This is a genomic window from Bacillus cereus group sp. BfR-BA-01381, from assembly GCF_022663555.1.
In the GTDB taxonomy this organism is placed as follows: Bacteria; Bacillota; Bacilli; order Bacillales; family Bacillaceae_G; genus Bacillus_A; species Bacillus_A pacificus.
In genome coordinates this window covers 17,425-42,025 of sequence record NZ_JAKUFR010000010.1, presented here as the reverse complement: position 1 = coordinate 42,025, position 24,601 = coordinate 17,425, and the positions used below count along the sequence as shown (strand labels likewise).

The following is a 24,601-nucleotide window of genomic DNA, read 5'->3' as shown; positions in this document are numbered from 1 at the left end:
CTCCTATCTATTTAACAGATTTTTTGAGTAAAATCATAAACCAAACGAGCCCGATACTTATAATAACGTGACCTAATCCAGCCATATGGCTTAAACCGTTAAAGTCAGTTCCATTTACTTGTAGAAGACCTCTCCATAGCATTGTAGCAATAGTAAAAATTAATCCGACATTATAAACTACAAACCATGCACAAAAGCTCTTTGCTTCTTGTACATGAAATACTTTAAATAGACCCAAAGCAATTAAAAAGAATACGAAACCAAGTACTAACACATGTGTATGCACCAATTGCAACATTGTGGATCCTTTAATTCCTTGTGCTTTCGAGTACTCTCTTGCAAAAACTCCTGATAATAAACCGATAATTAAGTAGCTGAATGCTGCATTATATAATTTCTTCATTCTATTCCTCCTGCTGTAAACTTTCTATTATTCGCTGCAATCATTTTACGCAAAGTTTATGAACGGAATATGAACAAAATATTACATTCAACATTTAAATATAAAAAACCCTTCCACAATTTATATTTGTGGAAGGGTTTTTCAACTTATTTTAAATCTTCTATTGAGAAAGCACCTGGCAGTAATTGCTCAACAGTCACTTCTTTTTCATCGCCTTTTACATTCGTTAGTAATACAGGCATTTTCGGTTCACAGAATTCAGCAATTACTTGTCTACAAGCACCACACGGTGAAATCGGTCCGTCCGTTTCTCCTGTAATAACTAAGTAACTAAAGTCGCGCTCACCTTCTGATACTGCTTTAAAGATCGCTGTTCTTTCTGCGCAGTTACATAAGCCGTAAGAAGCATTTTCTATGTTACAACCAGTATAGATTTTACCTTCTTTCGTAACTAACGCTGCACCAACAGGAAATTTTGAATACGGAATATATGCTTTTTCTAACATTTTATTTGCTTCTTCAATATATTTTTTCTTATCCATATTATTTCCTCCTCAAAGTAAGTGTAATGATGATTAGTCAGTAATAACTGTATGCACTAATTTAGGAGCCACTGCTGTTTCAGCAATAGAAATGTTCTCATAAATTTTTGCTTTTACATCTTCTACATTTTCGCGGTTTGCGTAGATTGTTACGAATGGCTCGCCTTCTTTTACTGCATCGCCAACTTTTTTACGTAACATTAATCCTACTGCTAAATCGATTTCATCTTCTTTTGTCGCACGGCCAGCACCAAGTAACATAGCTGCGATACCAATTTCATCTGCAACAATGTTAGAAATAACACCTGAAGTTTTTGCAGGTACATCAATTACATACTTCGCCTGTGGCATTTTTTCTGGATTGTCTACAATTGAGCTATCTCCGCCTTGATTACTTAAGAACTCTTTAAACTTCTCTGTTGCTTTTCCGTTTTTCATAACTTCAATTAACATTTCACGCGCTTCTTCTAGTGTATTTGCTTTTTTCGCAAGTACAACCATCTGACTTCCTAATACAAGTACTAATTCTGTTAAATCTTCTGGTCCTTCACCTTTTAACGTATCAATCGCTTCTTTCACTTCTAGAGCGTTACCAATTGCAAAACCAAGTGGTTGTGACATATCTGAAATAACAGCCATAGTTTGACGTCCTACATTATTTCCGATACGTACCATTGCATGTGCTAATTCTTTTGCATCTTCTTCTGTTTTCATGAATGCGCCAGCACCTGTTTTTACATCAAGTACGATTGCATCTGCACCAGCTGCAATTTTTTTACTCATAATTGAACTTGCGATTAAAGGAATTGAGTTAACCGTTCCGGTTACATCGCGTAATGCATAAATCTTTTTATCTGCAGGTGTTAAGTTTCCTGTTTGTCCAATAACAGCTACTTTGTCACGGTTTACAATATCAATAAATTGCTCTTTTGTAATTTCAACGTGGAATCCTTCTACCGCTTCTAATTTATCAATTGTTCCGCCTGTATGTCCTAAACCACGACCAGACATTTTTGCTACTGGTACATCTAAAGCAGCTACTAATGGTCCTAATACTAATGTTGTTGTATCACCAACACCGCCAGTTGAATGTTTGTCTACTTTAATTCCTTCAATTGCTGATAAGTCGATCGTTTCTCCAGACTCCACCATTGCCATCGTTAAATCTGCACGTTCGCGATCTGTCATATCTTTAAAGAAGATTGCCATTGCAAGTGCACTCACTTGATAATCAGGAATACTTCCGTCTGTATATCCATTAATAAAGAATTTGATTTCTTCAGTCGTTAATTCTTTACCGTCACGTTTTTTCGCAATAATATCTACCATTCTCATTACAATCACCATTCCTTTTTATATGATATGAATCTATTAAAATAATAAGCCTACGATTGTTGCTGATAAGAAACTTACTAATGTTGCACCGAAAAGTAATTTCAAACCAAATCTTGCGACTACATTCCCTTGCTTTTCATTTAAGCTCTTAACTGCTCCTGCAATAATTCCAATTGAAGAGAAGTTTGCAAATGAAACTAAGAATACAGATATAATCGCTGTCGTTCTATCTGAGAAATTAAAGTTTCCTTGTGCTAAATCTGTCATAGCGACAAATTCATTTGATACTAATTTTGTTGCCATAATATTTCCAGCATTAACAGCTTCATGCCAAGGTACACCCATAATAAATGCAAATGGCGCAAATACATAACCAAGAATTTCTTGGAATGAAATACCGATTACACCTTTAAATACAGCGTTAATGAATGCGATAAGAGCAACGAAACCAATTAACATAGCTGCTACTGTAATCGCAACTTTAAATCCATCTATAATGTATTCTCCTAATACTTCAAAGAAAGTCTTTTTCTCTTCCTCTTGTACTTCTAACATATCTTCTTCTTCAGTAACTTCATAAGGGTTAATGATAGAAGCGATAATAAAGCCACCGAATAAGTTAAGCACTAAAGCGGTTACAACATATTGCGGTTTTAATAACACCATATACGATCCAACGATAGACATTGAAACGGTAGACATTGCAGATGCACATAATGTATACATTCTTTTCTCTGGCAATAATCCTAGTTGTTTCTTAACTGAAATAAACACTTCAGATTGTCCTAAAATCGCAGAAGCAACAGCGTTATATGATTCTAGTTTTCCCATTCCATTTACTTTACTTAATGCTAGACCGATAGATTTCACGATAATAGGTAACACTTTAATGTGTTGCAAAATACCGATTAAAGCTGAGATAAATACGATTGGCATTAATACACTTAAAAAGAACGAAAACTCTTTTTGATTTACTAATCCACCAAATACGAAATTCACACCGTCAGCGGCATATTTTAATAGCTCTCCAAAACCATCTGCTATTCCGCTAATTAATATATTCCCTACACTTGTATTTAATAATAAAAACCCCAAAATGAATTGTAATATAACCATCGTTATGATTGGGCGATATTTGACTTTTTTTCTATCATTACTAGCAAGCCAAGCGATACCTAAAATCAATACGAGGCCTAAAACACCGATTAAGTATTTCATAAGCCGTCTCCTCCCATTCGTATCCGCTTACATCTTTTTCAATTGTTAAAGCAATAGATACACTTTACTTTGTGTATCTATTGCTTTTGACATCATTAATGATTAGTAGTTATCTGTAGCACCTTTTGCATCATTTAATACGATTGCAACACTAGCACTTGCTCCAACGCGAGAAGCTCCAGCAGCTACCATTTTTTCTGCATCTTCACGTGTACGAACGCCACCAGATGCTTTTACACCAACGTTTGGTCCAACTGTTTTACGCATTAATGCGATATCTTCAGCAGTTGCTCCGCCAGTTGAGAATCCAGTTGAAGTTTTTACGAAATCAGCACCAGCTTTTACTGATAATTCACAAGCGCGTACTTTCTCTTCATCTGTTAATAGGCAAGTTTCAATGATTACTTTTACAAGAGCTTTTCCTTTTGCTGCTTGTACTACTTCATAAATGTCTTTTTCAACAAGTTCGTCGTCGCCATCTTTTAAAGCGCCTACGTTGATTACCATGTCAACTTCAGTTGCACCTTTTGCGATAGCATCTTTTGTTTCGAAAGCTTTTGTTTCAGTAGTACTTGCGCCTAATGGGAAACCGATTACAGTACAAACATCTACATCATGTCCAGCTAATTCTTCAGCAGCTAGCTTTACCCATGTAGGATTAATACAAACAGAAGCGAATTTATATTCCTTTGCTTCTTCGATTACTTTCATAACATCTTCTTTAGTAGTATTAGCTTTTAAAATTGTATGGTCAATTAACTTTGCAATGTTCATTATCTTCACTCCTCATATCTTTTAACAACTTCATTCTAACTCTTAGTTGAACAAATGTAAATACACTTTTGAAATTTTGTTCATTCTTTTTGAAAAGGCATTTTTCTGTAGTAAGTAAAGCTTATTCTAACTAAGAAACACTTTCTATTTAAAATCAAAACTTTTATATTAACAATGGTAGTATGTATCTCAATATCCATAATTATTTTAAAAAAAGCAATTTGTATTCAAACAGCACTCCCATAATTCATACATAACAAAATAAAAGGCTTTCTCAAAATTTAATATCTTGAGAAAGCCTTTTATTTCTAATCTTTTTGATAATGTAACAGTTCTTTTGCTGTATGCTGATCGATAATTAATACATTTGCATATCCGCCACGTAACGCACCATGAATTGCTTTTATTTTTCTATTACCACCAGCAACTAAAATAGAACGTTTCTTTAATTTCAGTTCCTCTAACTCAATTCCAATGGTCCGCTTATTAATTTCTTCACTACTAATATTTCCATCCCCATCAAAGAAACGTGAACAAATGTCACCGACCGATTGTTTTTTGAGTAAACTTGTTTCATCCTTATCGAAATAACCTAATCGGAATAATAGCGCTTCGTCTCGCACTGTCCCTACAGTGAAAATTGCAATATTTGCTTGTTTCCCCATTTCAATAATGTGATGAATATGTCGATCCTGCTCTACTAATTCCTTTGTCACTGCATTATCAAATATAACTGGAAGAGGTAGATTTCTTGGCGTCGTTTGAAAAGCATCTGCAAATAAAGCAATTGTTTCATTCGCAAATGTATTTACACTCGAATGACTAATACCGCCTTTTAACTGAACGACTTCTACACCTTTTACATGTTGCGGTACAATTTTTCTAGCGATTTCATACATCGTCATTCCCCAGCTTACACCAACGATATCACCATTTTTAACCGTCTTTTCCATATACTCAGCTGCATATTTACTAATATACTCTGTAATCGTTGCATATTCTGGCACTGGAGAAAATACGACATGCGCCTCTAACAAATTGTACTTTTCTTTCAGTAAATTTCCAACGTTATCTAAATCAGCAAATGGATCAGCTATACTAATTTGAACAAATCCTTTTTCTTTCGCGTACTTTAATAACCTAGAAATCGTCGGTCTTGAAATATTTAGTTTGTTAGCAATTTCTTGCTGACTATAATCTGATTGATAATATAATCTTGCAACTTCAACGCTTAATTGTTGTTTATCTTTATCCATAGTAACTCACTACATATCCTTTCCTGTATTTCCTTTTCGTTACAAGCATTATACAGCTTTATGTAATAAATTTCGACTACAGAATTTTATCTACCTGAACTTCTACTCCGCTTAGTATATGCAATGAAATTTAATCAATGGGGATTATGTCCCTCCCCTACTGATTATCATCCCTCACAAATTAGGCGTTTACGGGCGACTCGGCTCCCATAATGTAGAATCTTTTTATTAAGCAAACAGGTCGGATTATTGAGAAACTCATTTTTAAAATTCAAATTAGTATGTAAGTGTGAAATTAATTGTAAAATAGTATAGTTTTAGAATAAATAAGAGAAATAACCACTATTGATTATTTCTCTTTTCATATACATATTTATTTTTGGAAAAATAATCTAACCCCAAATACTAATAATACCGCACCTGTAATCCCCTCCATTGTACGGCTCACTCGTTCTTTTCTTAAAAAAGTTCTTAATTGACGTATGAGTGAGATGTAAAGTAAATACCATATTGCTGTCAAAGTCGTAAATGTGACTCCGAATAAAAGAAATTGGGGGAAATGATTTTGATTACTTACAATAAATTGGGGTAAAAAACTAAGGAAAAACACAGCAGTTTTTGGGTTTAAAATCGCGGTAGTAAATCCTTGTCTAAAGCTTTTAATTACCCCAATATTCTTAGTGTCCATTTCTATTGGACCTGACATATCTTCTTTTTTATGTAAGGCACTTTTAATTGACTTTACAGCTAAGTAAATTAAATAAAAAGCCCCAGCACATTTTATAAATGTAAATAACATAGCAAATTTCATTAGGATAGCAGAGAGTCCTAACGTAGCCATTATTGTATGAATCATCATTCCAGATATCGTTCCTAAAACAGTCTTTATTCCACCATTTTTACCATGCAAGATAGTGTTTTTTGTAACTAGTGCAAAACCAGGACCAGGCATCATTATGATTAACATTGCTGTAAGGATAAATAATAGATAATTTTCCATGTTCTAGTATTTCCTTTCCAATTTTTAGTTTTGCTTACAGTATAGCTTTTTTTCATTAAAACATTAAATATAAAAGACTTGATCAGAAATTTATATATCAAATTACAAGTCCACCCTCACAAAAACAGGATAAAAAAATAAACAGCGGAACTAGCCCACTGTTTACTTCGCCACACCTTCATGTAATTTTTCTGTATAATCTTTTATGTCTTTCCAGCTATCTTTCGCTGTATTCAAATCTTCTTTTATAAACGCAAACTCTTCTGGACTAATTCCTTTTACGTTTTGTAGTAAATTATTATATTTTGCCCCTACTGTATACCATTGATTTGATATGTTTTGCAATGCTGTAATTGCTGCATCAATCGTTTCAGTCATGTTTGTTGTTTTATTTTTTACATCTGTCAAAATTGCGACCTCTGCTTGTGCGCCAGAAATTCTATCCTTTAAATTGGCAATTTCTCTTTCTGCATTTGCAATATCTTTTTTCGCAACGGCAATCATTGGTCCGCCAGCAAGGCATGTTATTAACGCTACGCAAAGTACACCACCAGCGATAACCATATCATTACTCTTTTTGATTGAGTCATTATATGTATTAATTTGTTGCTCTAAAGCTGGAATTCCAGCATTCGTACTTGCTAAAATCGAGGTTAGTTGATTTGTATCCGCTTTAAAGCTATTTGTATCTTTCGCCATTCTATCACGAAAGGCTTTCAAATCTCCTAATAATACATCTACCTCATTTTGATTCTTTACAATATCCGCATACAATTTTTCTAAATCCGCTTTTAACTTTACGCTATCTTTTTGATCAATTGCTATTAGCATGCTACTATAATACGCTTGAAAAGTATTATTGTAATCAATAATATTTTGATCCGTTTTCATAATTTGCGGCTTCATATGATCTAACCAATACGCCGCGTTAATTTTTGCATCTCGTTGGTGCTGAATCATATTTCCTTTAAACTCACTATTAATCGAACTTATTTTACTCAAATAAGTCTCTTGCTGATTTCGAATTAAGCTTGCATATGAATCCATTGCGAATATGCTCGATGTCGTTTGTGCCATTACATCTTGGAATCCAGCTGGCCCTAACGAATAATTTCCCGCACTTTCTTGCAATGTTTTTACGTTTTGTTCTGCTGCAAAAGGATGTAAAGGAAATACATTACTCGTTGCCACCCCAGCCATCATTAACGTTAAAAGACATTTTTTATAAAATTGTTTCTGCATACTTTTCACCTGTTTTCTTTATAAGGGTATAAAGTGAAACTTTAATCAGTGGGGGTTTTCTTCATCCCCCACTGATTATCAGCCCTCACCAATCGGACTTTTAGGGGCAGCCCGATCCCCACCTAAATTCTTTGCTTTCGCTGCATTTTGAGGTGGGGGTCTTACCGCACATTAAAGTGGGATAAAAAGCTCCTGCTCACAACTGAACAGGTGCTTCAAATCTTTCATCAATACGTAACGCTCTAACGATTCGTATTTAATTAAGCTTTTTTCGTATCTACTACTTTAATATCTTCAGCATAAATCTTTTCTGCATAGTCTTTAATGTTTTTCCAGCTATCTTTCGCAATGTTTAAATCTTCTTTAATGAAAACAAGGTCATTCGGACTAATTGAATCTACATTTTGAAGTAAAGAATTGTATTTTGATCCCATTGTGTACCATTGGTTTGAAATGTTTTGCAACGCTGTAATTGCAGTATCAATTGTATTTGTTAAATACTCCGTTTGTGTTTTAATGTTTGTTAATCCTGCTACCTCTAATTGAGCAGTTGTAACTTGTCCTGTTATTTTTTGAATTTCAGCTTGTGCATTATCAAGCTCTTTTTTTGCTAATACGATTCCAGCTGTACCACCGCCTACAGCTGCTGTACCACCTGCAATTAACGCCACTCCTAACGGCGTTCCTGCACCTGTAGCAATAACTACTGCACCACCAATAATTGCAATTGGCCCTAGAGCTGTCGCAACTGATGAACCGATAATAATTGCATTATATTTACTAATTGCTTCATTGTACGTTGTAATTTGATTTTGCAATAGCGGAATTCCAGCGTCTTGACTAGCTAAAATAGATGTAATTTGATTTGCATCACCCTTAAAGTTTTGCGTATCCGACGTCATTTTATTTCGGAATTTCTTTAAGTCTTCTACTAACTGATCTACTTGCGCTTTATTTTCATTAATACTACTTGATAATCTAGTTAATCCTTTCGTAAGCGTCGCTTTATCTTTTGCATCAACCGCAGCAACTAAAGTATCATAATAGTTTTGGAATTTCGTATTGTAATTAATGATATTTTGATTTGTTGAAATAAGCTGTGGCTTCAATACATCTAACCATTGCTTCGCATTTCCTCTAGCTGTATCCTGGTGCTGAATCACTTTTCCTTTTAAAGCAGCATCAACAGACGATACATTTCCAAAGTTAACATTACCTTGTTTAATAATTGTTAAAGCGTACAGATCCATTACTAAAGCGTTTGAACCTGTTCTTTCCATTGCATCTTTTAGGCCTTCTGGTCCTAATGAGTATTCCTCATAGTCATTATAAGCTTTTGCTACCGCATGAACTGGAGCTTGTTTCACTGTACTTTCAGCTGCATACGTATGAGCTGGCATAATGTTTCCTGCTGCAAATACTGCCATAAGTGCTGATAGAGCCATTACTTTATAAGGTTTTTTTGTCATTTTTCTTCTCTCCCTATATCGTTACTTATTTTTAATGTACTTCAACGTTTGTAACGTAATCTTCAAATTGATTCGTTTGTTTATTCATTTCATCACTTACTTTTTTAATTTGGTTGAAATGTTTTTGTAGTAAACTACTATCTGTATATGTGCCTTCTTCAACATTCTTTTGAATTTGGATCATATTATTGTTTAAAACTTTCCAATCCGTTAACAACGTTTCTAATGTTGTAATTTGACGATCGATTAGTTCTGTAAAGCTACTTACTTGATCTTCAACGAATGTAATTTGAGTCGCCTCTGCTTCAGTTTGTGATAATTTTTGAATAAGTGGCAATAGCTCTTTTTGCTTTTGCTGAATACGAAGAGCCGCTTCCCTCGTTTGACTATCGGCAGCATTTACAATTTCATTACTTAAAGTACCGATAGAAACAAAATCAATTGTTTTCGTTTGTGCAGTTTGATTTGTAATTGTAAATACTTGTTTACCGATATTAATAGAACCTTTAATAATTTCTTGAGGTCTATTCAAAATAGTCGTTAATTCAGCTTGAATTTCCCCTTGAATTCTTTTAATATCTTCTCTTAATTTCACAATATCTCCACTTGATCCTTGCAGTGTTTTTATTGCTTCATCAGCTTTAATTGATAAGTTGTTACTATCTTTGTCCAATACCGTTTTAAATCGATTTAACTCTAATAAATCTTGCTCCATACTCTCTTGGATGCTTTTTACTTGCAATTGTAATTTTCCATATGCATTTGTAAAATCTGCTTTTGCTTGTTCATCTTCATTTACGTTCCCTGCTAGTTCATAGAGCTTACTATAATAGCTATTAAATCTAGTACTATACCTCATCATCTCTTGATTTAAGTCGATTAACTTCGGATTATATTCATCAATCCACTCTCTTACATTTGCCTTTGCAAACTTTTGATGATTCGTCAAACTACTCATCGCGTTCACCTTAATGTCTGGCTGTTGTAAAATCACTAGTCCATATGCTTGTATAAGTGGTGACTGTGATCCTAACATTCTAATTGAATTGGATAATGTATTTGGAACAATTACATTTTGTGCATATACTGTTTTCACTTCTGGTTGCCCCTCCTTAGCGTAAGCGCTTACAGGAATGAAGCAACTCGTAGATACTGCTGTAACCAATAACCCTGTAATTAAAGTCTTTTTCACTTTAACTCCTCCTATGTATTAGCAACTATTACTATCGCATTTTATTATTCTATTTTCTTACCCATAATTTGAGATGGTTAAAATAGAGAACGTTCTCACCGCAATCCATGTATGAACCACCTCTCTCGTATTGCTACAGTACTTACTTATCGTCACAAAACATTTTATTATTTTTTCATATGTGATTAGTATGAATAACATTGTATAAAATTTCTATTTTATAGCGATTTCCACATTCACACAGTGAATATATTACATAAAAATATTATTCATCTTAAACTAAATAACGTACGTAAATATGAAATTCCGTTTTGTTTTCATATAAGTTTTGTACTGTAAGGTCATTTAAACACAGCTATTTATACAACGTAAAGAAGTATTTTCATTCCCTTTATTTTCAAGCCTTAATGTCTTTATTTCAAAATATAATCCACTTCACTTTTTCAATTAAAATATCCATATATCACAACAAAAACCTCTACTTACTCACAGATACAAAAATTATATCAATATATCTTTTAGACTCATATGCAATTATGCATAGCGTATACACAAAAAGGATAGCTCCACTTTCGTAAAGCTATCCTTTAAAAAACTTCTTACTTTTTCAAATGATATGGAACTGTCGTAATAACAACATTTCTTTTATAGAGTAAATACGCACGAATGAGTAAACTAGACTGATTATGGAGAATGTTATGCCAACCTTTTTTCGGAATGAACTGTGGTATAACGACAGTAACTCGGTAATTTGATTCACTCGCTTTATATTGTACTGTATCAATAAACTTCGTTAGCGGTTGAATAATACTTCTATAATGAGAATGTAATGTAACAAGTCTTACTTCAGGTTGCCACTTCTTCCATTTCTCTTCAAATTTCTTTTCCTCTTCTCTGTCAAAAGCAACATATACAGCGATAACTTGATCTGCAGATAGAGACTTCGCATAGTTTAATGAATTTTCTACTACATGCGTCATACCAGCTACTGGAACGACAATTACATTCCCCTCAATTGGAATAAGAGGTTCGCAAGTTTTTAAGCTTAATTGATCACCCACTGCATCATAATGCTTCTTAATTCGGTGGAACAAGAAGATAATAACAGGTAAGAAAATAAGGATTGACCAAACTTGTGCGAATTTAGTTAAAAAGAACATACTCATTACGATAAAACTAATGACTGCACCAATTAAATTGACTGTTAATCGTAAAGCCCATCCTTCTGGTTTTTCACGAAGCCATTTTAATACCATACCACTTTGAGAAAGGGTAAATGGAATAAATACGCCTACTGCATATAACGGGATTAAATGCTCTGTTTGCCCCTGGAAAGCTACAATTAAAATAATCGATGCGATTCCAAGTATAATAATTCCATTTGAGTAACCTAGGCGGTCTCCTCTAATCGTAAACATTCTCGGTATAAATTTGTCTTTTGCAAGGTTAACTGCTAATAGTGGAAATGCAGAATAGCCTGTATTAGCAGCAAGGATTAATATTAAAGCTGTTGTACCTTGTATAAAATAGTACATGAAATTACGTCCAAATGTTTGTTCAGCAATTTGTGAAACAACTGTTACTTCTTTACTTGGAGAAATTCCGTAATAATAAGCTAAGAACACAATTCCTGAAAATAAAACTGCAAGTAATGCACCCATTGCAAGCAATGTTTTCGCTGCATTGTTAGGTGCAGGATCTTTAAAGTTTGGAATTGCGTTTGAAATTGCTTCAACACCTGTTAAAGCAGAACTTCCTGATGCAAATGCTCGTAACAGTAAAAACAAACTAATCCCTGCAACTGGTGTTCCAATCGGCGTGTGTAAATTCGGTGACACGTGACCAGTTAAAATATTATATATCCCTACACCAATTAATATAAATAGTGCTAAAACGAATAAATAAACAGGATATGCTAAAACGGAAGCTGATTCCGTTACCCCTCTTAAATTTAAGATGGTAATAAATATAACAAATATAATCGCAATGATTACATTATGTGCATGTAAACTAGGAAAAGCAGATGTTAGCGCATCTGTACCTGCAGACACACTTACTGCAACAGTTAAAATATAATCGACTAATAAAGATCCTCCAGCAATTAAGCCCGGATTCATCCCTAAATTTTCTTTTGATACAACATACGCGCCTCCGCCATGCGGATAAGCAAAAATAATTTGACGATAAGATAAAATAAGGGCTGTCAATAATACTAATACCCCAATGGCTATCGGAATAGAATACCAATAAGCGATCGCTCCAACACCTGCTAAAGCAATTAATATTTGCTCTGGACCATATGCAACTGATGACAATGCGTCAGAAGAAAGAATGGCTAGCGCCTTCGTTTTATTAAGCTTTTGCTCTCCTAACTCAGTTGATTTTAAGGGCCTTCCAATTAAAAACCTTTTAATAGATGAAACCAATGCTGTCCACTCTCCAATAATTTTGTACGAACGATTCTGCTTGTTACAGCCAGTAAACTATTTCTTCAGAAAACAAAAAATGTCTACAAGCCATAGCGAAATAGACTTGTAGACATTATTTTTTTTGTCGCACAAGCTCCACCTTCCTTCTCAATATAACGCTTACGAGGTTAGCTGTCGGATTCGGGCCTATGAGTAGCCCTACCTTTTTCAAGGATTCACCCCATTGGATTAAGAACTAATCCATAAGAACGGGTCCCCCGTACCATGCGGTTTCAGCGATTTAGAAAATTGAAACTGTGGATTATAATACTCCTTTATTTTCAAAATGTAAACAAAAATTTTTAAAAAGAAAAAATTAAAATGATTGCGCATAATCCGCCGGTAAATATACATAATGAATACTAAAAAATCGATAAAGGAGACCTATATGTCTAAAGAAAAGAAGCCTATTTTTTCCGATTCTTATTTAGATGCATTAGCAAATGAAATTAATCAATTATACGGTAAACGTGAACAGGAAATAAATTTGACAGATAGAACAAAAAGAAATAAATGATTTGTCATAAAAAAAGAAAGCAATACACTTATATATTGCTTTCTTTTTTATTTTTTCATACATCCAATTGTATTGCTGATTTGTTAAAGGTCATTTCTTCATACACTTTCAAATTTTGATATACTGCTCCTAATAATGGTGCTTCTATAGAAAATTGTTCTGCTACATCTAGTAAGTATCCTTGTAAGTGCTTCGCTTCAATAGACGAACCTTTTTCCATATCACGCTGCATCGATGACTTCATATTATACGAAATTTTATCAATTGTTTTCATATGTTCTTGGACAATATTATCTTTAATTGGCGCTCCTATACATCTCATAATTTGCATACATTCTTCAAATAAGTTTTGGATAAAATCGCGTCCACCTTCGCTTTCACGAATCGGTCCTATCGGTGCCCGCATTAATGTTGTCACACCTGACATTACAGTAATAAATAAATATTTTTGCCACATATCTTGCATAATGTTTTCACTTAAAATAAAACTAGATTTCGTACCTGCAAATGCTTTAGAAATATGCTTTATTCTCTCTGAATCTTGAGACTTCATTTCTCCAAACACTAGTCTGTTGGCAGTGCTAGTTTGTACAATTTCTCCTTGATCGTTTAAAGTCGTCTCGATAAAGCATAAACCACCAATTACTTTTTCCTCGCCGAATTCTTTTTGTAATAGTGATACATGAGCGATACCATTTAACAATGGAATGATTACAGTGTTTTCACCTACAAACGGCTTCAAATCTTGAATTGCCTCGTTTAAGTGATACGCTTTTGTTGAAAATAAAATGACATCAAATGGAGCGGTTCGATCTTCTTTCGTTATTAATTTCGGTTGGAAGGAAAAATCCCCGTTAACACTGCGGATTACAAGTCCTCTTTCCTCCAATTGTTTTTTCCTTTTACTGCGAACAAGAAACGTAACCTCTTCTCCCTTTTCTACTAAGCGACCTCCAAAAAAGCCTCCAACGCCACCAGCTCCTAATACTAAAATCCGCATACAACATCCCCCTTTTTAAAATATCAATTTATAACTTTTAGTATACATAACATTATACATGTCCCCTACTAAATAAGCTGAATTTTCATTCTTAATCAAGTATAAAACAGTGGTTATTTTCAAATAAATTTGGGCATGTTGTTTTTATAGCATATATGGAAAGGAAACAATATAAATGGAGGCAATACAAACAATTGAAGAAAAAGATGTAACAACAGCTATATTTCAATTTATATTCCCGTTTTCTTTTAAAACTGGGTATGAACAAAATATGTTCCCTTTCTTACAAAAAAATGACTTTCGCCCTTTTCGACTCGATCATCTTGAAAATGAAAATACATACTATGGAAAGTTTCAAGTTTCACATCAAAATATGGAAGCATACTATCTTTCATTTACAAATAAAATTTTATTTCCTCATTCAGAGCATCAAAAAGGGTTGCAGCGCTATTCTAAAGACCTTAATTTAACTGGACATTTAACAACAAATCTTATTTCCGTTCCATTTAAGATTCATTCTATTGACGTAACACTTTGTCCTTATGAGCTTGGTTTCTTAACAATTCGTACAGAAGTAGAGACCGCTCCAAACATGACATTATCAGAAGCAATTGAATTCGCCGCCCGCTTCCGTGTACTTGAAACTAAAAATGATACAAATGAAACGATTTGCATTGAATGTAATGGAAAAAAATATTCCCAAGTGGAAAGATTCATTTTTGGTTATTTATTTCATGGCGTAACAGATTTCTTTGAGAAGAAGAGATTAAGAAGTTCTTACTTTCAAACCTTTCCTTTCTTTGAAGATCAAAGAATGTACGTTCAAACTTTACTATGTATAAAAGCAGATATGGAGTTTACCGAAGTGGATGTTTATCGTACTTCCAGTCTTTCTGGGTTAACAAGTGATGGTAAGGCTTATGTAAGTGCAAATAACCTTCCTTACATTCATGACTATTTAAAAAAACACGCTTACCAGAGATGGGCTCCAAATCGTTATTTCATTATGGAAGAACATATTTTTACATGTGTAACAAATGAAGGAGAACGCGAAATCACTAAACTTGCTAGTCAAATGTACGGAGAATTTTATTACGCTTTATTATTAAACCTATTCCATAAAATTGTTTTATTAAAAATGGCTAACGCCTATGCTGAGCTAAACATTGAACAAGATACTAATGAAATAGAGAAATTAATTTATTCGATCAATTCGTTCACTGCTAATTATTTTTCTTTAGAATTAGTATCCCAATCACAAAGTGAAGATATTTTCTTTCGTTTAAGAAAACTTTTTAATATTGAGGTTCTATACTCGAACGCGAAACAAAATCTTGATAGTTTGTTTAAATATCAAGAAAATGTCGCTTCTAAAAAGGATAGTCTTTTATTATTAATTTTAACGCTTTACTCTGTTGTGGGCCAAATGTTAGGGTTTACTATGATTGACCTGTTAAGAAACACCGATTCAAACAAAATATCGTCGCCACTTGAATTTTTCGCGCTTTTAATAGCAATTAGCGGCATCGTCATTTCACTTATTTTAGGTGCGCAAAGTTTATACCAATGGGGTCTACAACATAAACGAAGAAAAGCATGGGTTAAACAAACTGTACTTTCTGCTGTGAGAGAGAAAGATGATTCGAAATAAAGAAGATTATTTTTACATTGAAATATGTGGTACGCTACAGTAATTGAAATTTTTATCAGCGATTTTTCGGATATATCAGCGCAACTCAAAATATATCGGCGATTTTCCAGATATATCGACTTACCGACAGAAACCGACAAAAGGCTGAACCGGACAATATAAAAAGGGTACTCCAACATAAAGTTTGGAGTACCCTTTTTTATTACACGAATTCCTCTTACTTCCCTGCTTCGATTTGCTCTAATGCAGCAGCTACTTGCTCTTCCGTTAATTCATGTTGTATTACGTAGCGGTTACGTGGACTTACACGACATTCATGAGAACATGCACGTAAATATTTCGCTTCGTTTTCTTCAGAACATAAAATTTTCTTGTTACATTCTGGATTTGAACAGTTTACATAGCGCTCACAAGGTTCACCAGTAAAATGGTCTTTACCAACGATAACATGTTCTTTTTGGTTTACTGGTACAGCAATACGCTCATCAAACACGTAACATTGTCCATCCCAAAGCTCACCTTGTACTTCTGGGTCTTTTCCGTACGTTACAATACCGCCGTGAAGCTGACTTACATCTTCATAGCCTTCACGAACTAACCAACCAGAAAACTTCTCGCAACGAATTCCACCTGTACAATAAGTTAAAATCTTTTTACCTTCAAGTACTTCTTTATTTTCACGAATCCAATCTGGTAATTCACGGAATGATTCGATATCAGGTTTAATCGCACCTTTAAAGTGACCTAAATCAAATTCATAATCATTTCGTGCATCAATGATAACTGTATCTTCTTGTTTCATTGCTTCATAAAAATCTTTTGGCTCTAAATACTTACCAGTGATTTCGTGTGGGTTAATGTCATCTTCTAGACGAAGTGTAACTAATTCTGGGCGAGGACGTACGTGCATTTTCTTGAATGCATGACCGTCAGCTTCATCTATTTTAAATACGATACCGTCAAAACGTGGATCGTTGTTCATTGCTTCCATGTATTTCTCTGTTTGTTCTACAGTACCAGAACAAGTTCCGTTAATACCTTCTTTAGCTACAAGGATTCTTCCCTTTAACTCAAGTGAATTACAAAATTCTAAATGCTCTGCCGCGAATTCTTCTGGGTTTTCAATTGTTGTGTACATGTAATATAGTAATACTCTGTATGGTTTTGTAGTTGCCAATGTATTTCTACCACCTATCTAATTTTTAAAATCATGTATAAGTTAACGTTCATATCAAAACATATATAATAAGAAAATGAATCCCATTTTCTTCTCTTTATACTATTTTCTATCAGTTAACAAAAATAAAAAACAAGATTACACACCAAAACACTATGGTTATGTTGTAATCCCAATATATTATATATCATACAAATGCAATTCCATCAATTAATATGCTGTATTATCGGCTTTATGTTCACATAAATTTCAAAAACAGCCCTTTAATTCATTATGTTTCCCCACGTCATCACACCATAAACTCCCAATTTTTAATAACGCTACACCATTCATTGTATAAAGGCATATAATTTGCACTAAGGAAACATTTGTGTTCAAATAAAGTGAAACTTTAATCAGTGGGGGTTTTCTTCATCCCCCACTGATTATTAGTTGAACCAATCGGACTTTTATGGGCAGTTGATCCCCCTCCTAACTTCTTTGCTTTCCCTGAATTTTAAGGTGGGGGTCTTACTGCCCATTAAAGCGGGATAAAAATATCATCTAATACATTTAAATGTATTGAAATAAACAATAAGAATACTTACAATAATTTCATCATGTTAACATTTTAAAGGGGAAAACTACTATGAATAAAGATATATCAAAAGATGAACATGTCCCTTCTCAAAGTACAACTGTTCAATCAGCGCATTTAGCATTAAGCGGACAAACGAAAGGATTAAAAAGACTATTACCATTCCTAGGTCCTGCTTTTATTGCTTCAGTCGCTTATATTGACCCTGGCAATTTCGCGACAAATATTGCCGCTGGATCACAATACGGATATTTATTACTCTGGGTAATTCTCGCTTCTAATTTAATGGCTGTATTAATCCAAACTTTATCAGCTAAATTAGGAATCGCTACAGGTAGAAACCTTCCTGAAATTGCTCGAGAAAACTTCCCAAAACCTGTTTCCATCGGCTTATGGATACAAGGTGAACTCGTTATTATGGCTACTGATTTAGCTGAATTTATCGGGGCAGCACTCGGATTGTATTTATTATTTGGAATTCCAATGTTACCAGCTGCTTTAATTACAGCTGCTGGATCATTTATTATTCTTGAATTTCAACGCAGAGGCTTCCGTCCATTAGAAGCTATTATAACAGGAATGATTTTTATCGTTGTTATCGCTTTCGGTGTACAAGTCTTTTATGCAAAACCGGAATTAAGCCCTTTGCTTTCAGGACTATTTATTCCAAAATTCCAAGGTGTAGACAGTATATTACTTGCAGCCGGAATTTTAGGGGCGACGGTTATGCCGCACGCAATCTATTTACATTCCGCCTTAACGCAACGCCGCGTAGTCGGAACAAATGATGAACAAAAGAAAAAGATTTTCCGCTTCGAGTTTATTGATATCATTATTGCAATGGTTATCGCTGGAGCAATTAATGCAAGTATGTTAATTGTTGCTGCTGCACTATTCTTTAAAAACGGCTTGCATGTCGAAGATCTTGATGTTGCTTTTAACCAGTTCAGTACTTTAGTGGGCCCTGTATCAGCTGCTTTATTTGGAATTGGTCTCTTATCAGCAGGACTATCTAGCTCTTCTGTCGGTACAATGTCAGGTGATATTATTATGCAAGGTTTCATTCGAATGCATATTCCGTTATACTTACGCCGATTTATTACAATGATTCCACCATTAGTTATTATCGCTTTAGGCGTAAATCCAACTTACGCTCTAGTCATGAGTCAAGTTGTCTTATCATTCGGTATTGCCTTTGCGTTAGTACCACTTATTATGTTTACAAGCAATAAAAAAATTATGGGTGCGCTCGTTAACCACCGTATAACAACCTTAATCGCTTGGATCATTGCTATACTTGTTATCATTTTAAATATTTTCTTACTGTATCAAACGTTTGTAGGATAATGAAAGAAGAAGGCTGTCTCAAATTTGTGTTGAAGACAGCCTTCTTCTTTTTAAATTATAGATTTTCATCATCCATTTACATGACAGACCGTGCTTTCAACAAATTTTATAAACTCTTCTTCCTCCTCAATAAATGGAAAATGATTACTGTATTCAAATGTCGACATTATCGCATTTGGCATAAGCTCCGCTACTTCCACTGCAAATTCATGCGGACACTGTGTAATGATTCGTAAATGAAGAAGCAAATAAGTTACCATTGCTATTAAACTCACTGTATAGATGTGTTACACAAAGTGGGTTTCCTTCTCCCTTTTGAAAATACTCAAATTTCCCTCTATCAGTTTCGATATAATATTTCTCCCACATCAGCGTTTCCCCCTAATGTCTTTTTATATATTCTCCTTTTTCCGGCATTATCACACCCTTCTCAGTTCGAAAGTAAAGTGGTAATCCTTCCGAAAGAAATATGCTTACCTTGGATGGATCCTGCCTTTGATGATGAATATGTAAATGTGGCTCACTTGAACTTCCTGAGTTACCGACCTGAGCAAGAAATTCTCCTTCATTTACATGTTGTCCTTCTTTAACTTTAATGGATCCTTGCTTTAAATGGGCAAGAATTAAATATGTCCCTGATTCATCTAGTCGTAAATAAATATGATTACCCGCCATTGATTGAAAATCATCCGATCCAGGATCTACATCTTTTTCATCATTATTGATGGATACAACTGTTCCAGTAGCTGGTGCCATTACTTTCGCTCCATATATTCCATAATCCTCTAACTTACTACTTTTCACTTCAGCAGGTGGAATGAGAATATCATATGCCCATCGTTCATTCGGTTTGATAACGTGATAGTTCGTTTCTAAACGATCACCGCCCCAGCCAATTAATGCTCGTTCATTCAAAGGAAAGCGCACGACTACTTTAGGACTCGTAGAATGTACATCTGCCGGGTAAGCAAGTCTACCAATGTTCGCAAACCATCCTAAAGGCCAAGCTCCAATGATAGAGAAAATAACGATGAAGAGTAGCGCTCCATCTATTCGTTGTCTGAAAATTCCTTTCCACACAATTAGTAACGTTACCCCTATTAAAATAAAGCTTGATACGAAGCTAAAGGCTTGTATACTCCACCAAGCAATGACTGATATAACACCTTTAGCTAAATAAACTACACTCCAACTTATAATTAAAAACACAACTAAAATTATTAATACATATTTCTTCCACATGTCGTATCCCCACTCTCATATCTTTGTTCTACATAATACGAAGTGAAAATTACGACATATAAAAGAAATACTTACGACTTTCTTACAATTCTTTATGCTGCGGTAAAGCGATAGTGAAAACAGTTTCTTTCTCGTTACTGCGCACAGTGATATCCCCTTTATGAAGCTCTGCTATACTTCTCGCAATTGCAAGTCCCATTCCTTTGCCACCTGTATGGGAGCTACGTGATTTTTCACCACGATAAAACTTCTCAAAAACGTAAGGAAGGTTCTCATTCGGAATACATTGTCCAAAATTTTTAATTTCTATTTCAACATTCATGTCTCTTTTAGAAACTTGAATTAAAATCTCCTTTCCGTCTTTCCCGTACATAATACTATTACTAATTACATTTTCGAATAACCTCACCATAAGCGCTACATCCATTTCCACATGTAACTCCTTATCACTATTAATACAAAAGTTCATATCGGCTTCATCTAGCTTTGGCACAAAATCAATCATGATTTGTTCAATGAACGCTTTCATATTTACTACACTTTTATGTAATTCAATCTCCCTATAATTTAATTGACAATAATCTAATAAATCATCTACTTGATTTTTTAATTCATAACTTTTTCGCTTTAATATACTTACATACTGTTCACATTCTTCTCTATTTGAATGAAGCTGATTTCCTAACAGGTCCGCGTAACCGATTAGAGATGTTACAGGTGTTCGTAAGTCATGAGAAATATTGCTAATCATTTCATTTTTCATTTCCTGTGATTTTTTTTCATTCTCGACAGACTCTTTTAAACTTTTGGCCATTCTATTTACATTCGTCGCTAATTCACCAATCTCGTCATTTTTTAAAATAGGTATATGTACTTCAAAATTACCCTTACTTATTTCCTTCACGTTCTTATTAATTTCAGACAATCTTTTCATCATTGTTTTTGTCATACATGCAAAGTATGTCGTAGTAAAAATCAAAAAAACTATAAAATATAAAAATGAATATTTTTCTTCTAATGCAGTAACATGACTATATATATTTCCAATTAAAATTTGAAACACTATTATACTTACAGTTGCTAACAAGATGCTACATATGAATGCGGTAAAAAACTTAGCTCTAATGCCTTGTAATGATTTAATCTTCAATTTTATATCCGACTCCCCAAACATTTTGAATAAACTTCGGTTCTTTTGGATCCTCTTCAATTTTATTTCTTAACCTTGCGATATGAACCATTACTGTATTATTGCTTTCATAGGCTCTTTCTTTCCAAACGCTCTCATATATTTCTTCAATAGTAAATACACGATTCTTTGCAGCTGCCATTAAATACAAAATATCATATTCCGTTTTTGTAAGATTGATTGTTTCTCCATATAACATTACTGTTCTAGACACTTCATCTATTTCTAAACCTCTAATGTTTATTTTCTTTTTTATTACTTGGACAGCATTTTGATTGAAATATGTATACCTTCTTAATTGAGCTTTCACTCTTGCTATAAATTCAATTGTACTGAACGGCTTCACAATATAATCATCTGCCCCAGTACTAAATCCAATTACTTTATCTACATCCGATGATTTTGCACTTAAAAACATAATTGGTAAACTATGTTTCTCTCTAATCCTTCTGCACAATTCTATCCCATCCATTTGTGGCATCATAATATCCAAAATAGCAAGTTGAATGTTATTTTTATTTATTATTTCTAAAGCCTCTTCTCCGTTATGAGCACTAAAAACTTTAAAGCCTTCTTGCATTAAATTCACGTTCATAAACCTAATAATATCTTGATCATCATCTACAATTAAAATTGAATTTTTCTCCATATACAAACCTCTTTTTGAAATATATTCCACAATCCATTTTATCATAAATGAAAACCATACTTCCCTCTTGAATAATCTTTATTTTCAGACTAGATTATATAATAACAATACATTCTAGTTTCAAAAGAAATGGAGTGAAAGCATGTTTCCTATATTGAAAACTGATCGACTCATTTTACGAGAACTTACTGAAGAAGATGCACCAGGTATACTACAATGCTTTTCTAATACTGACGTACTGCGCTATTATGGGCAAAAGCCATTACAGGATATTGATCAAGTAAAACAAATCATTCATAACTTTAAGTTGAGTTACAATGCAAGAAGTGGTATAAAATGGGGAATCGAATTAAAAAACAAGAAAGAACTCATTGGAACAATTGGTTTTCACGATTGGTCTTCTGAGCATAAACGGGCCAATATAAGTTATGCCTTTCTCCCTGAACACTGGGGAAAAGGCTATGCAACTGAAGCTGTGTCTGAAGTTATATCATACGGTTTCCATACCATTCATTTAAAGCGTATCGGGGCAATTGTATTTCTTGAAAATGAAGCTTCTAATAAATTGCTATTTAAATTAGGTTTTGAAAAAGAAGGAGTTCTAAAAAATTATATGTATCAAGACGATATCCCATATGATACGAATTTTTATTCTTTGTTAAAATCGGTTTAATAAAATTCATGTGTAAAAAACCTTACTTTTAAAAAGTAAGGTTTTTTGTATTTATTCATTAGCAATATAAGCATTCTTATAAGTATAAATACCACCAAATTGATGCTTTTCAATTCCTTTTACATAATCATTTTGTACGTAAGCTGAGCCCATTTGATAAAGCGGTGCGACCGCAGCATCCCCTAATAGAATACGCTCGGCCTCTTGCAATGCTTCCCATCTTTTCTTCTGATCTAATACTAGATCGCTTTTCGCTTTCTTTATTAATTCATCGTAGTGACGGTTAGAATAATTCATTTTGTTATTTTGATTACCCGTCGTAAATAGTTCTAAATAACTAATTGGGTCTTTATAGTCGGGTCCCCAATTTGCCATAGTTATATCGTAATCACCTGTTTGTTCTAACTGTAATTTTTGCTTAAATGGCTGTTGTTTAATTTGTATCGTTAATCCTTGTAAATTCTTTTCTAAATCACCTTTTATATATTCTGCCATACGTTTTGCGTTATCTTGTTCAAACGTTAAAAACTCGAGGTTTACTTGTTCTACTCCAAGCTCTTTTTTCGCTTCTTCCCAAATCTTTTTCGCACTTTGTACATCATATAAAGAAAGGTTTCCGTTTTCTTTCCTAAAATCTTTTCCCGTTTCTTCATTGATATGCCCAACTGGTACTAGCCCAGTTGCAGGTTTTGCTCCGTTATTAATAAAATGAGCAACGAAATCCTCTTTATTTAATGCGAATGAAATAGCCTGACGCACTTTCTTATTTGCTAACGCACTATTTTTTTCATTAAAACGTAGCATAGCAATTGCAGGTTCGCTCGACATATGTAACTCCTTATGCCCTTTATACTTGTCTACAAATTGAGAATTAATAGGCACCCGGTCCACATTACCAGCTTCGTATAAATTAACAGCGGTCATTGTATCCTTTACAATTTGAAAGTTTATCTCGTCTAATTTCACTTTCTTTTCATCCCAATATGTAGCATTTTTCTTTAATTGAAACTCTTGTTCATGCTTCCATTTCTCTAATACAAATGGCCCATTATATATGAGATTACTAGGTTCCAATGCATAATTCTTTCCTTGTTCTTTCAAAAATGATTCATGCTGTGGTAAGTAAATAGGTAATGCCAACAGCTGTAAAAAGTAAGGAATTGGCTGTTCTAGTTCTACTTCTAACTTATAATCATTTATAACTTTAACCCCAAGTGCATCAAGGGGCATTGTTCCCTTATTTATCTCTTTCGCATTTTTCACGTAAAAGAGCATGTACGCATATTGAGACGCTGTTTCACGGTTAATTGCACGTTTCCATGCAAACAGAAAATCATTTGCTGTCACACTGTCTCCATTTGACCATTTTGCATCTTTACGCAAATCAAATGTATATTTTTTACCATCTTCACTTCTTTTAAACGATTTTGCTACTGCTGGAATCGGCTGATCTTGATCATCTAATACATACAACCCTTCAAATATGTTCTGCATAACGTGCGCTGACGTACCATCCATCGTTTTCGCTGTATCAAGTGAAGGAATTTCTTCTGATACTGTTACATTTAATACTTGTTTTTTTGCCTCTCTGTCACTTTTATTCGCTTTATTATTACAAGCTGTTAATAATAAAGATGTAACAAGTGCCATTACCATTAAATGGCTCTTTTTTCGCTTCAT

At 33.9% G+C, this 24,601-nt stretch carries 22 protein-coding genes, 1 pseudogene and 1 riboswitch; of the genes and pseudogenes, 4 read left to right on the top strand and 19 right to left on the bottom strand.

Translation table 11 applies throughout. The features are described from left to right. Positions 1-7: 7 nt before the first annotated feature. From MR079_RS05480 to MR079_RS05430, 11 genes are all read right to left on the bottom strand, one after another. On the bottom strand, positions 8-403 hold the full coding sequence (locus MR079_RS05480) for a DUF2871 domain-containing protein (protein WP_242293687.1): 396 nt from the start codon (positions 401-403) through the stop codon (positions 8-10). Between the two features lie 146 nt (positions 404-549). Continuing rightward, a complete protein-coding gene (locus tag MR079_RS05475; RefSeq protein ID WP_000358526.1) occupies positions 550-945 on the bottom strand; it encodes a cytidine deaminase in 396 nt (131 codons plus the stop codon). A gap of 33 nt (positions 946-978) precedes the next feature. Further along, positions 979-2,280 carry a pyrimidine-nucleoside phosphorylase gene (locus tag MR079_RS05470; protein ID WP_001983022.1) on the bottom strand — a complete coding sequence of 434 codons (1,302 nt, stop codon included), beginning with the start codon at positions 2,278-2,280 and terminating at the stop codon, positions 979-981. A gap of 36 nt (positions 2,281-2,316) precedes the next feature. Next, the gene (locus tag MR079_RS05465; protein WP_000876191.1) at positions 2,317-3,498 is read right to left on the bottom strand and encodes a NupC/NupG family nucleoside CNT transporter; all 1,182 of its coding nucleotides are present in this window, start codon (positions 3,496-3,498) and stop codon (positions 2,317-2,319) included. Positions 3,499-3,600: 102 nt separating this feature from the next. Further along, complete coding sequence (gene deoC, locus MR079_RS05460) at positions 3,601-4,272, bottom strand: deoxyribose-phosphate aldolase (RefSeq protein WP_001017443.1); 672 nt, start codon at positions 4,270-4,272, stop codon at positions 3,601-3,603. Between the two features lie 308 nt (positions 4,273-4,580). Next, positions 4,581-5,528 (bottom strand): sugar-binding transcriptional regulator, encoded by a 948-nt coding sequence (locus MR079_RS05455; protein ID WP_242293686.1) that lies wholly within the window; start codon positions 5,526-5,528, stop codon positions 4,581-4,583. A gap of 373 nt (positions 5,529-5,901) precedes the next feature. After that, a complete protein-coding gene (locus MR079_RS05450) occupies positions 5,902-6,528 on the bottom strand; it encodes a LysE family translocator (RefSeq protein WP_242293685.1) in 627 nt (208 codons plus the stop codon). A 162-nt stretch (positions 6,529-6,690) separates the two neighbouring features. Next, positions 6,691-7,770 carry a non-hemolytic enterotoxin NHE subunit C gene (nheC, locus tag MR079_RS05445; RefSeq protein ID WP_242293684.1) on the bottom strand — a complete coding sequence of 360 codons (1,080 nt, stop codon included), beginning with the start codon at positions 7,768-7,770 and terminating at the stop codon, positions 6,691-6,693. A gap of 260 nt (positions 7,771-8,030) precedes the next feature. Then, on the bottom strand, positions 8,031-9,239 hold the full coding sequence (gene nheB / locus MR079_RS05440; protein WP_000162970.1) for a non-hemolytic enterotoxin NHE subunit B: 1,209 nt from the start codon (positions 9,237-9,239) through the stop codon (positions 8,031-8,033). Positions 9,240-9,270: 31 nt separating this feature from the next. After that, positions 9,271-10,431 (bottom strand): non-hemolytic enterotoxin NHE subunit A, encoded by a 1,161-nt coding sequence (nheA, locus tag MR079_RS05435; protein ID WP_242293683.1) that lies wholly within the window; start codon positions 10,429-10,431, stop codon positions 9,271-9,273. A 599-nt stretch (positions 10,432-11,030) separates the two neighbouring features. After that, entirely contained in the window at positions 11,031-12,857 is a 1,827-nt protein-coding gene (locus MR079_RS05430; protein WP_000254878.1) for an APC family permease, read from the bottom strand. Positions 12,858-13,001: 144 nt separating this feature from the next. Beyond that, positions 13,002-13,148, bottom strand: a riboswitch (cyclic di-AMP (ydaO/yuaA leader). Positions 13,149-13,287: 139 nt separating this feature from the next. Here MR079_RS05430 and MR079_RS29195 point away from each other — a divergent pair. Then, positions 13,288-13,416 carry a hypothetical protein gene (locus MR079_RS29195; protein WP_000031869.1) on the top strand — a complete coding sequence of 43 codons (129 nt, stop codon included), beginning with the start codon at positions 13,288-13,290 and terminating at the stop codon, positions 13,414-13,416. A gap of 55 nt (positions 13,417-13,471) precedes the next feature. On the opposite strand, the gene panE is transcribed toward MR079_RS29195, so the two are convergent. Then, positions 13,472-14,416 (bottom strand): 2-dehydropantoate 2-reductase, encoded by a 945-nt coding sequence (gene panE / locus MR079_RS05425; RefSeq protein WP_139867738.1) that lies wholly within the window; start codon positions 14,414-14,416, stop codon positions 13,472-13,474. Positions 14,417-14,591: 175 nt separating this feature from the next. Here panE and MR079_RS05420 point away from each other — a divergent pair, with 175 nt between their 5' ends. Next, a complete protein-coding gene (locus tag MR079_RS05420; RefSeq protein WP_242293682.1) occupies positions 14,592-16,067 on the top strand; it encodes a hypothetical protein in 1,476 nt (491 codons plus the stop codon). Positions 16,068-16,284: 217 nt separating this feature from the next. Here MR079_RS05420 and trhO read toward each other — a convergent pair whose 3' ends face one another. Next, positions 16,285-17,244, bottom strand: coding sequence for an oxygen-dependent tRNA uridine(34) hydroxylase TrhO (gene trhO / locus MR079_RS05415; RefSeq protein ID WP_000246231.1), 960 nt, complete (start codon positions 17,242-17,244; stop codon positions 16,285-16,287). Between the two features lie 628 nt (positions 17,245-17,872). Here trhO and MR079_RS05410 point away from each other — a divergent pair. After that, positions 17,873-19,168, top strand: coding sequence for an Nramp family divalent metal transporter (locus MR079_RS05410; protein WP_001030651.1), 1,296 nt, complete (start codon positions 17,873-17,875; stop codon positions 19,166-19,168). A 68-nt stretch (positions 19,169-19,236) separates the two neighbouring features. On the opposite strand, the gene MR079_RS05405 is transcribed toward MR079_RS05410, so the two are convergent. The 5 genes and pseudogenes from MR079_RS05405 to MR079_RS05385 form a co-directional block, all read right to left on the bottom strand. Then, positions 19,237-19,428 (bottom strand): hypothetical protein, encoded by a 192-nt coding sequence (locus tag MR079_RS05405; RefSeq protein WP_242293711.1) that lies wholly within the window; start codon positions 19,426-19,428, stop codon positions 19,237-19,239. Continuing rightward, a pseudogene (locus MR079_RS05400) lies at positions 19,385-19,537 on the bottom strand (alpha/beta fold hydrolase); the annotation flags it as partial. The pseudogene MR079_RS05400 and the gene MR079_RS05405, both read right to left, overlap by 44 nt. A gap of 12 nt (positions 19,538-19,549) precedes the next feature. Beyond that, entirely contained in the window at positions 19,550-20,410 is an 861-nt protein-coding gene (locus MR079_RS05395) for a M23 family metallopeptidase (RefSeq protein WP_242293681.1), read from the bottom strand. An 82-nt stretch (positions 20,411-20,492) separates the two neighbouring features. After that, positions 20,493-21,560: a sensor histidine kinase gene (locus MR079_RS05390; RefSeq protein ID WP_242293680.1), complete on the bottom strand. Its 1,068-nt coding sequence runs from the start codon at positions 21,558-21,560 to the stop codon at positions 20,493-20,495. Further along, positions 21,550-22,248, bottom strand: coding sequence for a response regulator transcription factor (locus tag MR079_RS05385; protein ID WP_098925409.1), 699 nt, complete (start codon positions 22,246-22,248; stop codon positions 21,550-21,552). The genes MR079_RS05390 and MR079_RS05385 overlap by 11 nt, the downstream gene beginning before the upstream one ends. A 142-nt stretch (positions 22,249-22,390) precedes the next feature. Between MR079_RS05385 and MR079_RS05380 the strand changes: the two genes are divergently transcribed. After that, positions 22,391-22,921 (top strand): GNAT family N-acetyltransferase, encoded by a 531-nt coding sequence (locus MR079_RS05380; RefSeq protein WP_139867748.1) that lies wholly within the window; start codon positions 22,391-22,393, stop codon positions 22,919-22,921. 51 nt (positions 22,922-22,972) lie between these two features. Here the strand turns inward: MR079_RS05380 and MR079_RS05375 are convergent, their stop codons facing one another. Next, complete coding sequence (locus tag MR079_RS05375; protein ID WP_242293679.1) at positions 22,973-24,601, bottom strand: peptide ABC transporter substrate-binding protein; 1,629 nt, start codon at positions 24,599-24,601, stop codon at positions 22,973-22,975.

What these genes read in the sequence shown, in the direction of transcription:
- MR079_RS05480 (WP_242293687.1), bottom strand. Translation starts at nt 403, where the DNA reads ATGAAGAAATTATATAATGCAGCATTCAGCTACTTAATTATCGGTTTA.
- MR079_RS05475 (WP_000358526.1), bottom strand. Translation starts at nt 945, where the DNA reads ATGGATAAGAAAAAATATATTGAAGAAGCAAATAAAATGTTAGAAAAA.
- MR079_RS05470 (WP_001983022.1), bottom strand. Translation starts at nt 2,280, where the DNA reads ATGAGAATGGTAGATATTATTGCGAAAAAACGTGACGGTAAAGAATTA.
- MR079_RS05465 (WP_000876191.1), bottom strand. Translation starts at nt 3,498, where the DNA reads ATGAAATACTTAATCGGTGTTTTAGGCCTCGTATTGATTTTAGGTATC.
- deoC (WP_001017443.1), bottom strand. Translation starts at nt 4,272, where the DNA reads ATGAACATTGCAAAGTTAATTGACCATACAATTTTAAAAGCTAATACT.
- MR079_RS05455 (WP_242293686.1), bottom strand. Translation starts at nt 5,528, where the DNA reads ATGGATAAAGATAAACAACAATTAAGCGTTGAAGTTGCAAGATTATAT.
- MR079_RS05450 (WP_242293685.1), bottom strand. Translation starts at nt 6,528, where the DNA reads ATGGAAAATTATCTATTATTTATCCTTACAGCAATGTTAATCATAATG.
- nheC (WP_242293684.1), bottom strand. Translation starts at nt 7,770, where the DNA reads ATGCAGAAACAATTTTATAAAAAATGTCTTTTAACGTTAATGATGGCT.
- nheB (WP_000162970.1), bottom strand. Translation starts at nt 9,239, where the DNA reads ATGACAAAAAAACCTTATAAAGTAATGGCTCTATCAGCACTTATGGCA.
- MR079_RS29195 (WP_000031869.1), top strand. Translation starts at nt 13,288, where the DNA reads ATGTCTAAAGAAAAGAAGCCTATTTTTTCCGATTCTTATTTAGATGCA.
- panE (WP_139867738.1), bottom strand. Translation starts at nt 14,416, where the DNA reads ATGCGGATTTTAGTATTAGGAGCTGGTGGCGTTGGAGGCTTTTTTGGA.
- MR079_RS05420 (WP_242293682.1), top strand. Translation starts at nt 14,592, where the DNA reads ATGGAGGCAATACAAACAATTGAAGAAAAAGATGTAACAACAGCTATA.
- MR079_RS05410 (WP_001030651.1), top strand. Translation starts at nt 17,873, where the DNA reads ATGAATAAAGATATATCAAAAGATGAACATGTCCCTTCTCAAAGTACA.
- MR079_RS05405 (WP_242293711.1), bottom strand. Translation starts at nt 19,428, where the DNA reads ATGGTAACTTATTTGCTTCTTCATTTACGAATCATTACACAGTGTCCG.
- MR079_RS05395 (WP_242293681.1), bottom strand. Translation starts at nt 20,410, where the DNA reads ATGTGGAAGAAATATGTATTAATAATTTTAGTTGTGTTTTTAATTATA.
- MR079_RS05385 (WP_098925409.1), bottom strand. Translation starts at nt 22,248, where the DNA reads ATGGAGAAAAATTCAATTTTAATTGTAGATGATGATCAAGATATTATT.
- MR079_RS05380 (WP_139867748.1), top strand. Translation starts at nt 22,391, where the DNA reads ATGTTTCCTATATTGAAAACTGATCGACTCATTTTACGAGAACTTACT.
- MR079_RS05375 (WP_242293679.1), bottom strand. Translation starts at nt 24,601, where the DNA reads ATGAAGCGAAAAAAGAGCCATTTAATGGTAATGGCACTTGTTACATCT.